The 13,136-nt window shown below is 32.1% G+C and carries 10 protein-coding genes and 1 riboswitch; of the genes, 9 read left to right on the top strand and 1 reads right to left on the bottom strand.

The features are described from left to right. Nucleotides 1–99: 99 nt before the first annotated feature. The 9 genes from N5B56_RS00910 to N5B56_RS00870 all read left to right on the top strand — a co-directional run bounded on the left by N5B56_RS00910 (nucleotide 100) and on the right by N5B56_RS00870 (nucleotide 12,298). Nucleotides 100–1,329: an InlB B-repeat-containing protein gene (locus N5B56_RS00910; RefSeq protein WP_260978105.1), complete on the top strand. Its 1,230-nt coding sequence runs from the start codon at nucleotides 100–102 to the stop codon at nucleotides 1,327–1,329. A 158-nt stretch (nucleotides 1,330–1,487) separates the two neighbouring features. After that, nucleotides 1,488–3,074, top strand: coding sequence for a glycosyl hydrolase (locus N5B56_RS00905; RefSeq protein ID WP_260978104.1), 1,587 nt, complete (start codon nucleotides 1,488–1,490; stop codon nucleotides 3,072–3,074). Nucleotides 3,075–3,163: 89 nt separating this feature from the next. Next, nucleotides 3,164–4,741, top strand: a complete 1,578-nt coding sequence (locus N5B56_RS00900) for a glycosyl hydrolase (RefSeq protein ID WP_260978103.1) — start codon at nucleotides 3,164–3,166, stop codon at nucleotides 4,739–4,741. 169 nt (nucleotides 4,742–4,910) lie between these two features. After that, nucleotides 4,911–6,221: a glycoside hydrolase family protein gene (locus N5B56_RS00895; RefSeq protein ID WP_260978102.1), complete on the top strand. Its 1,311-nt coding sequence runs from the start codon at nucleotides 4,911–4,913 to the stop codon at nucleotides 6,219–6,221. A gap of 115 nt (nucleotides 6,222–6,336) precedes the next feature. Further along, nucleotides 6,337–6,514: riboswitch (Lysine riboswitch) on the top strand. Between the two features lie 153 nt (nucleotides 6,515–6,667). Then, nucleotides 6,668–7,552, top strand: a complete 885-nt coding sequence (gene dapA / locus N5B56_RS00890; protein ID WP_117910664.1) for a 4-hydroxy-tetrahydrodipicolinate synthase — start codon at nucleotides 6,668–6,670, stop codon at nucleotides 7,550–7,552. Between the two features lie 21 nt (nucleotides 7,553–7,573). Beyond that, complete coding sequence (dapB, locus tag N5B56_RS00885) at nucleotides 7,574–8,329, top strand: 4-hydroxy-tetrahydrodipicolinate reductase (RefSeq protein ID WP_117910665.1); 756 nt, start codon at nucleotides 7,574–7,576, stop codon at nucleotides 8,327–8,329. 244 nt (nucleotides 8,330–8,573) lie between these two features. Next, entirely contained in the window at nucleotides 8,574–8,924 is a 351-nt protein-coding gene (locus N5B56_RS00880; protein WP_117910666.1) for a hypothetical protein, read from the top strand. Between the two features lie 65 nt (nucleotides 8,925–8,989). Next, nucleotides 8,990–9,763, top strand: coding sequence for an N-acetylmuramoyl-L-alanine amidase (locus tag N5B56_RS00875; protein WP_117910667.1), 774 nt, complete (start codon nucleotides 8,990–8,992; stop codon nucleotides 9,761–9,763). A gap of 447 nt (nucleotides 9,764–10,210) precedes the next feature. Further along, nucleotides 10,211–12,298, top strand: a complete 2,088-nt coding sequence (locus N5B56_RS00870; protein WP_118565520.1) for an NAD(+) synthase — start codon at nucleotides 10,211–10,213, stop codon at nucleotides 12,296–12,298. Nucleotides 12,299–12,534: 236 nt separating this feature from the next. Here N5B56_RS00870 and N5B56_RS00865 read toward each other — a convergent pair whose 3' ends face one another. Continuing rightward, entirely contained in the window at nucleotides 12,535–12,963 is a 429-nt protein-coding gene (locus N5B56_RS00865; RefSeq protein ID WP_022088178.1) for a hypothetical protein, read from the bottom strand. Nucleotides 12,964–13,136 lie beyond the last annotated feature (173 nt).

Genomic DNA, 13,136 nt, shown 5'->3' with positions numbered 1-13,136 from the left:
AACAGAACAGCAAATATAATTTTCAAAAGTAAGTATGCGGCAATTATCAAAATATTGCCGCATATTAAACATAAGGACTGTAATTAGGAGGACAAATAAGTGAGATTATTTAAGAAAACTATGGCGGTTGCATTAGCATCTGTTATGACTATAGGAATGGCAGGCGTTGCTTCAGCAGCACCGGTTCCTGCAGGAACAAATGTTTTGGCAGGATTAACACAATGGACATCATTCTCTGTATGTACTAGAGAAGATGGTGGAGTATGGGAAGAAGCTTTAAAAGCCATCCCTCAGACAAAAGGTGTTGATTATGCAACTGAAGGATACATAACAGCAGGTTCAACAGTTTCTAATTTTGATTTCTTTGTCATTAATTCCGGATGGGATGGAGAATACAATAAGTTAACAAATGAATTAGTAAATGATAACCCATGGGGTATGACAGCCACACTTGAAAATGTACCTGTTGAAGCAGGACGTAATTACACAATTTCTTTTGATATTTCCAGCACATTAAAGGCAAATAAAAAAGATGCATTAGGAAATAAGATAGGGGATATTACTACAAAGCATATTTTATTCAAGGCATATAAGCCTGGTAATGGTGATGAAGCTTTAGAGTTAACTTCAACATCTAATATTACATCAGATGGATATATTACATTAGATTCTTCAAAGAAAGAAAGTATGAAGGTTTCAGCGGTAATCAATGTACCAAAGGATTATAAAAAAGGAAATATTGGATTAAAATTCGCTTTAGGTGCATTCTTAAAGACATATGCTGATGAAATTGGTATGGCAGGATATATTCATGTAAACAATTTTGTAGTTACAGCTAATAAACAGTACACTGTTAATTTTGTAAGCCAGAATAAGACAATGTCTACAAAATATGTAAATGAAGGCGAAAAGGTTGATACATTTGCAGCTAAGAGAAAAGGATACACATTAGTAGGTTATACAGCTAATGGTGTTTTATATAACTTTAATTCTCTTGTATCAAGTGATTTAACTCTTGTTGCAAAATGGAAGAAAACAGCTGCACCGGCAAAGGTTAAAATTGCTTCTGTAAAGAGCAAAAGTGCTAAGAAAGCAGTTGTATCACTTAAGAAAGCAAAGAATGTTAAAGGATATGCTGTTCAGTATTCAACAAATTCAAAGTTTAAGGGTGCTAAACAGAAAACATCTAAAAAGACAAAAATTATACTTAAGAAACTTAAATCTGGATCAATTGTATACGTAAGAGCTAAAGCTTATACAACAGATTCAGCAGATAACAAAGTATTTAGTAAAAAATGGTCAGCTAAGAAGTTAGTTGTAGTTAAATAAGTTTAATATTAGAATTAATCTTAAGCAGGTGAAAGGGTGTAGAGATTTTATATGAATATCATATAAGTCTTTGCGCCCTTTTTTTAAACAAAAATCTTAGATGCTATAATTTGATTTTAAATGTAGAAACATTTTATTTAGTTAGAGAGGATAAGAATATGAGAAAAGCAAAGAGAATATTAGCATTTGCATTATCATTAGTTGTTGTATTTTCAGGAATTAATTATGCTGCAATCACAAGCAATGAAGTAGCAGCCGCTACAGTTTCAACAACAGAATGGACTAATAATGGATTGATTAGTCCTGCTAACGGATCATTAATTGGAGCAGGATATATAGATGTAAAGTGGAACAATAACCTAGAAGGAGTTTCATCATATGCAGTTTATGTTGATAATGCTTTAATAGGAACAGTATCTCCAACATCAGCAGAAACTTTATCATGCGAATTTTACACAGTTGATGTATCTGCACATACAGCATACGTTTCAGCTACATTAACAAACGGAACAGTAGTTAATACAAATACAAGTACTTTTTATGTTACAAAGAAAGGAATTTGTATAAATGAAGATATGGGAGTAGGTATAGATGCTTCTTCATTAAATGTTGGTTGGTATTATAATTGGGGCTTTACAGCATATAATGAAAAAAATTTTAAAAACAGATCATTTGATAATATGGACTATGTACCTATGATATGGGGACAGGGAACAGTTAAAGAAGCAGCTTTTGAAAACGCAAAAAAGAATGGATACAAATATATTTTAGGATATAATGAACCAGATTTAACAAATCAGTCTAATATGTCAATTGAAAAAGTAATTAACAGATGGCAGGATTTTTGTAATTCAGGACTTAAAGTTGGCTCACCTGCAACAGCTACAGCACCGTGCTGGTCTGATAAATGGTTTAAACCTTTTATGGAAAAGATATCAGCAAATAGTTCGTTAGATGTTGATTTTATTGCGGTACATTGTTATTGGGGAACAGATTTAGATTCAACTAAAGGCGCATTACAGTTCTTACAGGCAATTGACCAGACATATGCATTATATCATAAGCCAATTTGGATTACTGAATTTGCAGTAGGTGAACAGCATATGAACTTAAGCATGGCTGATCCTACATGCGCAGCAAATACAAGAAACTTTTTAAAGATTGTATTAGAAGGATTAAATGCAAGAAGTTATGTAGAAAGATATGCATGGTTCTCATTCGACCCTGAAGACAATAGCAAATTTACAGACAGTGCTTCAGGTTTGTGGTACAGAAATACCGGAGTGTTAACAGAATTAGGAAAGTTATACGCAGAAATTGGAAATCCTGCAGGATATCCGGCAAAAACTTATGGAGTATATACTCCAAGTGGAGTTGATACATCAGCAGTTGCGTGTGCAGCATCAGTTAAACCTGTTATATATACTGCATTAGCAAATAACAAAAAGAAAACTATTAAATTAAATCTTAAGAGCGTAAATAATGCAGCAGGATATGAAATCAAATATTCAACATATAAGAATATGAAGAAAGCTAAAACAAAGAGTACAACAAAACTTACATATGTACTTAAAAAATTAAAAGCCGGAAAAAAGTATTATGTTCAGTCAAGAGCTTACTTTATTATGGATGGCTCAAAGTTGTATACAGGTTGGAGCAGCAAGAAAGTAGCAAAAATAAAGAAAGTTAAAAAAGTAAAAAAGGCAAAAAAAGCAAAATCAGCTAAAAATAGTAAGAAAAAATAATTGCATAAGTGATTGTTAGACAAAAGAAAAAGGAAATAGGGGTGAGTATCTTACCTATTTATTTTGAAAAGGTAACAGGAGATTATTATATGAGAAAGTTAAGAAAAGTAATTGCAATGGCTTTGATGTCAGCGGTGGTTATTGCCGGAACTCCTGCTTTTAACAATGATGTTAAAGCAGTTACAATAAATAGTGATGCAGGTGCAATAACACAGTGGCAGACAAATGCAATAACAAATCCGGTAGCAGGCAAATTAGCACCTGCAGGCTATGTTGATATAAAGTGGACAAGTGCAAATGATTTAGGAGAAGTAAAAGGTTATAAGTTGTATGTAGATGATGCTTTAGTTAATACAGCAACGTCTAATTCCACACAATTTGAATATTATACGACAGTAGTAAGCCGCCATAAGGTTTATATTATTGCTGAATTTACAGACGGCTCAAGTATAACATCATCTACATTCTATTTCTATGTTACTAAAAAAGGATTGTGCGTAAATAATGAAATGGGGAAAATGTTAATACCTGATGGTATGAATATAGGTTGGTATTATAATTGGGGAGTAAATCCATTTACATATAGTTGTTATACAGATATTGACTATGTTCCTATGATTTGGGGAACAAACTCAGAAAGATATATATCATCAATTGCATCTAAAGGATACAAGTATTTACTTGCATATAATGAACCGGATATGGGAGCAAATGTTGGCGGAAGTAATATAAACGTAAATACAGCGATTAATAATTGGAATAAATTTTTGGGATATAATTTCCATTTAGGTTCACCGGCACCGGCTTTAAGTCCATCATGGGGAATTGATAATAATACAGGTGGCAAATGGTTTAGAACATTTATGAATGGAATAGACCATAGTACAATAGATTTTATACCACTTCATTGTTATTATGGAACATATGGAGGAGTTGAAGCTGCAAATACTTTTCTTACAGATGTAGTAGATAAAACATATGAAATGTATCACAAACCAATATGGATTACAGAATTTGCTCCTAGTGGATGGGGATATAGTAACTCATATGGAAGAAAGCAGTGTAAAGAATTTTTAGAGGCTGTATTAAAAGGATTAGACGAGAGAAGTTATGTAGAAAGATATTCTTGGTTTTCTTTTGATACAACAGATGAAACAAATGGTGCAGCAGCATTATGGACAAATAAAACAGGTGTATTAACTGATTTAGGAAATGCATACGTTGCGAATGGAAATCCTGAAGGATATAGTTATGGAAATTGTACGACAATAGATAATTCTACTATGAATGTTGTGTATGCTTCATTACAGAATGATAATAATAACAATAATAATAATAATAATAATAATAATGCAAATGATGGTTTAGATGGTACTACTGTAAAGAAACTAAGAAAAACAGGTATTATATCTGTAAAGAGTTTAAAGAAGAAAACAGCAAAAATTAAAATCAAGAAGGTTGCAGGAGCGAAAGGATATCAGATAAAATATTCTGACAGCAAAAAGTATAGAGGATATATAACTAAAAATGTAACAAAAAGAACAGTTACAATAAAGAAATTAGACAGAAAAACAAAGTTTTACTTTAAGGTAAGAGCATATACAAAAGTTGGAACTAAAAAAGTATATGGCGCATGGAGCAAGACAAAATCGGTAAAAGTTAAATAATACAGATTTGAGTAAATATTTAAAGTCCAATAATATGTTACAAAGAATAAAACTAAAAGTTTTATAGACAAATTATGAATAAGAATAAAGCCATAAATACATATTGAAATTTATAATTGTATTTATGGCTTAAAAATTGAAGGGATTAAGGTATATTAAGGGAAAATCAATGAAAAATATTAAGAAATTAATTGCTGCAATTATTATGTGCTGTTTTGGAGCGGCAATAGGAATTGTGGGTATATTTGTAAATGATAATAGTAAAAAAGAAGATACACTGATTAAATGGAAAGAAAATGCACTTGTTAATCCAACCCCGGGAAAGATGATAGGCGCGGGAAACATAGACATTACAATTGCAAATTTAGAAGATATATATGAAAACAGTGAAAAATATGGCAAAGTAAACGAATATAATATTTATATAGATGGAGAAAATAAATTTACCATAAAGCCGGATGAATTTGCAAAAGAGGAAAAAGAAGATGAAGGTTTTGTTTCAGGAATGAAGCTGGAAGATATGACAAAAAAAGAAGAATCCATATCAGATATAGCATCTGTTGCTACAGTAGAATTTCACTGCACAAAAACAAATTCTTATGAAATATACATAGAAGCTGATTACGATAACGGAAGTAAAATATATTCAGATGTATTTACAATTTATATTTCAAAAAAAGGTTTATGTGTAAATAAGGATATGTCAAGAGAACTTGCAGCAGATAAGATGAATGCATCATGGTATTACAATTGGGATATTACACCATTTAATTATTATTCATTTGAAAATATGGAGTATATACCTATGATGTGGACTTATGGCTCAACAGAGGCAACTATGATAGAAAGACTAAAAAAAATGGGATATAAATATTTGTTGGCATATAATGAGCCTGATTTTACGGACCAGGCAAATTTAACAGTTGATGAAGTTGTAGATGCATGGCCTGATTTTATGAATAAAGGCATACAGATAAGTTCACCGGCAACAGCATTATGCCCTCCGTGGTCAAAAGACTGGTTTCAGCCGTTTATGGAGCAGATTGATGCAGATGATAATCTTAGTATAGATTTTATTGCGTTACATCATTATTGGAACTGGTATAGTGATGAAGGTGTTCAGGCATTTTTAGATTTGATTGACCAGACATATGAAATGTATCATAAGCCGATTTGGATTACGGAGTTTGCAATATCAGGAGACCCGGGAAAAAATCAGGAGCAGTTAGATGCTGTTATTGGATATATGAAAGGTGTAATACCGGGATTAGAAGAAAGAGATTATGTAGAAAGATATGCATGGTTTTCATTTGGAAGCAAAGATTCAAGAAATGGAGCATCAGCATTGTATGACATTTCAACAGGGGAATTTACTGAACTTGGTAAATTGTATTCAAGTGTAGGTATACCTGCCGGATATCAGGATGATTCCGTAGATGTAATAAAAGAAAATGATATTAAAGATATTTTGATAAAATGATAGACAATATAGCAATATGACCATATTATATAAGGAGGGGAAATATAATTTACCGCTATTTGTAAAGAGGTGAATTAGGTTGACTTATATAATGTGGAGTGCTATTATTGTTTTAAATGATAGTAGAGGTTGCGCTACTTATTAGTAAACTGTATGATGTCCCGGAGGCAGATGATTACAGAGGAAAGGATGTGGCGCCGAAAGGATTCATTCCGGAGATGAATTCTTGGGTATATGGTTAAGAGCCATATAACTGTCATTAGGAAGTACCCTGATGGAGAGCTACTTATAAGCATCGAAGCGATACTTTTAGGGAGCACACCACGTGGTCCCTTTTATTACGCATGTAACTATTAAATTTATTTTACAAAAGATAGTTACGGAGAGATTGTATATAAATAAGTGGTGTAAATAATGGGATTAAGATTATGAAGGAGGACATTAAAATGTCAATTTTTACAGGTGCAGGTGTAGCAATTATTACACCTATGAATGAAGATGGTTCAATTAATTATGATGAATTAGGACGAATAATTGAAAATCAGATTGCCGGAGGCACAGATGCAATTATTATTTGTGGAACAACAGGTGAATCTTCAACAATGAATGATGAAGAACATATTAAATGCATTAAATATGCAGTAGATAAGACAGCTAAGCGTATTCCTGTAATTGCAGGAACAGGTTCTAACTGTACAAGAGAAGCAGTCAACCTTGCTAAACAGGCACAGGAAGTTGGTGCAGACGGATTATTATGTGTTACGCCATATTATAATAAAGCTACTCAGGGTGGATTATATCAGTATTATAAGGATATTTCAGACGCAGTAAATATTCCTATTATTATGTATAATGTACCATCAAGAACAGGAACAAACATCCTTCCTGAAACAGCAGTTAAGATTGCAAAAGAAGTAAAGAATGTAGTTGCAATTAAAGAAGCATCAGGAAATATTTCACAGGTAGCTAAGTTAGCATCACTTGCAGATGGATGTCTTGATATCTATTCAGGAAATGACGACCAGGTTCTTCCATTGTTATCATTAGGCGGAAAGGGTGTTATTTCAGTTTGGTCAAATGTAGCACCTGCTAAAGTTCATGATATGGTAGCATCATATATGGATGGAGATATTGAAAAGGCACAGAAGATTCAGTTAGAAGCAATTGAATTAATTGATGCATTATTCTGTGAAGTTAATCCAATCCCTGTAAAAGCAGCAATGAATATGTTAGGATATAAGGCCGGTTCACTTAGAGCTCCTTTAACAGAAATGACAGATGCTAACAAAGAAAGATTAAGAAAAGCAATGGAGAATTACGGAATTTTATAAAGCTTTCATACGGAGGTAAGGATGACAAACATAATTATGAATGGCTGTAACGGTAGAATGGGAAGAATGATTACTGATATAGCTAATAAAGATACAGACGTACAGATTGTCGCAGGAATTGATGCTTATGACAAAGTGGCAAATGATTATCCTGTTTTCACAAATATTTTTGACTGTAATGTTGATGCAGATGTAATTATTGATTTTTCAACAGCTAGTGCAATAGATGATTTATTAAAGTATGCAGTAGAAAAGAAAATTCCGGTTGTTTTGTGCACAACAGGTCTTACATCAGAACAGTTAGATAATGTTCAGAAGGCAAGTGAAAAAGTTGCTATTTTAAAATCAGCAAATATGTCTTTAGGAATTAACACATTAATGAAGATTTTAAAAGTTGCAACAGAAGTGTTAGCCAACAGAGGATATGATATTGAAATAGTGGAAAAGCATCATAATCAGAAATTAGATGCTCCAAGCGGAACAGCATTAGCACTTGCAGATTGTATTAATCAGGTTTTAAACAACGAATATGATTATACATATGATAGAAGCAGCAGAAGAGAAAAGAGACCTGAAAAGGAAATTGGAATCTCAGCAGTAAGAGGTGGAACAATTGTAGGTGAACATGAAGTTATATATGCAGGAATTGATGAAGTAATTGAAATTAAGCATACAGCTTACTCAAGAGCAGTATTTGCAAAAGGTGCTGTTGATGCAGCTAAATATCTTGCTTCTAAAGAAACAGGAATGTATAACATGGCTGATGTATTAAATTAAATCGAATAAAGTTATGTATAAAAGAATGGAAAATGAAAGTTAAAGTTACTTTGCTAATGCTAAGAACTATGAACTATGAACTTTCGAAATCATGCCATTTTAATATTTTAAAAATAGAAATGATTTTTGCCGAACTCAATTTATATTGATTTCAAATTAAATTATTTCTATTTTTTTATATATTTTTATAATTTTTGTAAAAGTGTTCATAATAAATGATGTAAAAACTTTTATGGAGGTTATTATGAACAATATTAAAAAATACTTAGTAGCATTTGTAATGATGCTTTCAATGGTTGGATTTGTAGGCTGTGGAAATAATGATGCAGCAAACGATGAAATGAATGAATCAATGAATGAAACTGTAGAAACAACAAATGAAATGACAACAGAGACTACAACAAATAGAACAGACAGAAACGAAACAACAAGAAGATCAGGAAACGTAAATAGTTCAACTGATACAAATGGTGACGGAGTTGCAGATGATGTAGTGGATGATGTTATCGATGGTGTTGAAGATGCAGGAGATGACATCATAAACGGTGCAAGAGATAATCAGAACAATAACGAAACAAATGTAAACAAAAAATAAAATATAGGTATTTTTGGTAAGCCATAAGCATACTATATGATAACGAATTTGTTATTAAGGTGTTTATGGCTTATAAAATTATGTTGGACCCGGGACATGGTGGAACAGACCCCGGGGCCGTTTATGAAGGCAGACAGGAGAAAGATGATGCGTTACGACTTGCTACAGCGGTAGGGGAGATTTTAAGAAATAATGGATATGATGTAGAATTTACAAGAACATCAGATGTCTATGATACCCCATTTGAAAAAGCAACTAAGGCAAATAATACAGGAGCAGATTTATTTGTATCATTTCATAGAAATTCTGCGCCTACAGCAAATCAGTATAGTGGAGTGCAGAGTTTAGTATATGATGACAGTGGCTTAAAATCACAACTTGCCAGAAATATTAATGCAAATCTTACAAAGATAGGATTTGAAGATAAAGGAGTCGTTGAAAGACCTAATTTAGTAGTTTTAAAAAGAACAAAGATGCCGGCAGTATTAATAGAAGCAGGCTTCATTAATTCAGATAGTGATAATAAATTATTTGATGAAAAATTCTATGAAATAGCAAATGCAATAGCATGTGCAATAATGGAAACTCTTGAAAATTATGATACGAAGGATGCTGATGGAAACACATATACAGTACAGGTTGGTGCATTTAGAAACAGACAGTTAGCAAATAATATGGCGTATAAATTAAGACAACAGGGGTATCCGGCAGATGTCATATTTGAGAACGGATTGTATAAGGTACAGGTTGGAGTGTTTGATGATATTGATAATGCTGCGATGATGGAAATGAATTTAAGAAATGTAGGATATAACACATTTATTCCAAGAAGATATTAATATAGAGATGTTGGGGTCAAAAGTTTTCGACTTTTTTCCTGACGGATGCGATGCTCGGTTAATATATAGAGTTATTATGAATAGTTTTAAGACTTCTATATTTAATTTTTCATTTAAATAATAACTTATGGAAACGCTCTGATATCAAAAAATAAATTTGATATTAGGCGTTTCTTGTTCTGTTATTTATGACAAAATCATGAATATAACATAAAAAGCATTACGTTGAATGTATATTAAAAAATAGGTATACATTAAGATTATAAAAAATAGGTATATAATTAATTAAAATTGGACATTCATTAAATGTATATCATAAAAAGCAATATAAAAAGAGACAATTTACGTGAAATGTTGACAATAAATTTGACAATGGGGTATCATTAGAGGTAAGCGTGTATTAAAATATTAATTCACGAATATATAACACAGGAGATATGGATTGACATGAATAACGGATTTATAAAGGTTGCGTGCGCAACTCCTAAAATTAAAGTAGGAGATTGTGAATATAACGCTAAAGAGATATGTAAATTAATTGATGAAGTTTATGATAATGGAGCACAGTTTGTTGTATTCCCTGAATTATGTATTACGGGATATACATGCAGCGATTTGTTCTGGCAGCAGCACATGCTAAAAAATGCAAAGAAAAAGTTGGTGGCAATAGCAAAACATTGTGAAGATAAAGAAATTGTAGCTATAGTCGGACTCCCATTGGTATATAATGGCAAGTTATACAATGTTGCGGCAGTTGTTTATGATGGAGAGATACTTGGAATTGTACCTAAGTCATATATACCTAATTATTCCGAGTTTTATGAAGCAAGACATTTTGTATCAGGAAAAGGTGTTGAAGGATATGTTTCATTTGAAGTTACTAAGGATGAATGGAGTTTAGAAGAAAACTGCAAAGAAGGTTTTGATTATAAAATATATATGACAGAGAATGGCAAAGTTGATTTTAAACATAATCAGGATGACTTTGATGAAGACGACTGGGAAGATGATGAAGAAGATGATGAAGAAGATGATGAAGATTGGGATGATGATTATGATGATGAAATCCCATTTGGAACAAACATACTTTTTGACTGTGTAAATATAGAAAACTTTAAATTTGCAATAGAGATATGTGAAGATTTATGGGTGCCAAATCCACCTAGCACAAATTATGCTATGGCAGGAGCAACAGTTATAGCTAATCTTTCAGCAAGTGATGAAGTAACAGGAAAAGATAATTATCGTAAAAATCTTGTGGCAGGACAGTCAGCAAGAACAATATCAGCTTATTTGTATGCTGATGCAGGAGAGGGGGAATCTTCTACTGATTTAGTATTTGCGGCACATAATATGATAGCTGAAAATGGAACAATCTTAGCAGAGGCAAAAAGATTTACAAATGAAACAGTATATGCTGAGATAGATTTGGAAAAATTGGCTGCAGAAAGACAAAGAATGAATACATTTACAGCAGTTAGTGACGACGATTATGAAATATGTGAAATTGATTTAGAATTAGAAGAATTTGAACTTTCAAGAGAAATTGATAATACACCATTTGTACCAAAGGATGAAGAAAAGAGAAATAAGAGATGTGAAGAAATTCTTACAATTCAGACAATGGGACTTAAGAAACGTTTAGAACATACTAATTGTAAAAATGCAGTTATAGGAATATCAGGTGGACTTGATTCCACATTGGCACTGCTTGTTACCGTAAGGGCATTTGATGCACTTAATATTGACAGAAGCAACATAATTGCAGTTACAATGCCGGGATTTGGTACAACTGACAGAACATATAATAATGCAGTTACACTTGTAAAAGAACTTGGATGTGAACTAAAAGAAGTAAATATTGCTGATGCAGTAACACTTCATTTAAAACAGTTAGGACATAGTATAGATAATCACGACATTACTTATGAAAATGCACAGGCAAGACAAAGAACTTATTTGCTTATGGATTTTGCAAATGAATATAATGGAATGGTTATTGGAACAGGAGATATGTCGGAACTTGCATTAGGATGGGCTACTTATAATGGAGACCATATGTCTATGTATGGTGTAAATGCGGGAGTCCCGAAAACGTTGGTAAGACATTTAGTTCATTATTTTGCAGACACATGTGGAGTAAAGAAATTAGCAGACATTTTATTTGATGTGCTAGATACACCTGTAAGTCCTGAATTACTGCCACCTACTAAGAATGGAAAAATAGCACAGAAAACAGAGGATGTAGTTGGACCATATGAATTGCATGACTTTTTCTTATATTATATTTTAAGATTTGGATTTGAACCTAAGAAGGTATTATATTTAGCTGAACACGCATTTGATGGAAAATATGATAAAGAAACTATTTTGAAATGGTTAAAGACATTTTACAGAAGATTCTTTTCGCAGCAGTTTAAACGTTCATGCCTTCCTGACGGACCAAAGGTAGGAAGCGTTGCGGTTTCACCTAGAGGAGATTTGAGAATGCCAAGTGATGCAGTAGTACGTGAGTGGTTAGAAGAATTAGAGTAATTATAGCAAATAATATGTATGCGAAATTATTTGTACATGAATAATTTCCATAAAATAAAATTTTGTATATTAATAATAGAAATAGGATGGAACATAATTGTCTCATCCTATTTTTTATAATTTATTATGCTGATATTTTTATAAATAAGAGTGATATCAGCTTTGCAAAAGTGTTGTTGCAAATTAACTTTAAAGATTTGCAAATTAAAACCTGACACAAAAATATTTTATTGAAATTATTTGGCCGAATTAATTGTATCGCATATTGCATTATATAATACAGAATATGTATATTGGCTTTCGGGATTGTAAGATACGTTTTCTAATGACTGAGTTGATACAATCTGGTTAGCAATATCCTCAAAAGCAGGTTTCACTAAAGGATACATTGTAGCTACGGAATCGTCAATATTTTCAATTGTAATGGAATTTATGTGGTTATCATCTAAAACTACCTGAATTTCCATAGGATTTCCGTTTAACGTGATATAAGAGGAATAAACACCGGCCTTATAAGTGCAATCACTTGCAGGAGCCGAAGTAGTGGTGTCTTTTCTAAACATTAAAACTAAGGTTATTATTAAGGCTATTCCAAGGACAATTAATATAAATGTATATATAAGTTCTTTAAGATGAAAAACCATAAATTTAGGACTTTTACTCATGATGTGTGACCTCCGAAAACTGTATAGGTTTTTATAATTAAATCTATGAGCAAAAACATAAAAGTATGATGAAAAAACAGCAAAAATTATATATAATAATTTAAGAATGCCAGGGTCAAAAGGTGGGAACTTTTGCCCAGGCATCATTTAAGGAAATATAAAGAATGGAGACG

Origin of the sequence: Eubacterium album, assembly GCF_025336545.1 — a bacterium.
GTDB lineage: Bacteria > Bacillota > Clostridia > Lachnospirales > Lachnospiraceae > Eubacterium_U > Eubacterium_U album.
Note: the sequence above shows the minus strand (reverse complement) of the source record. Positions and strands in the feature narration are given on the sequence as shown.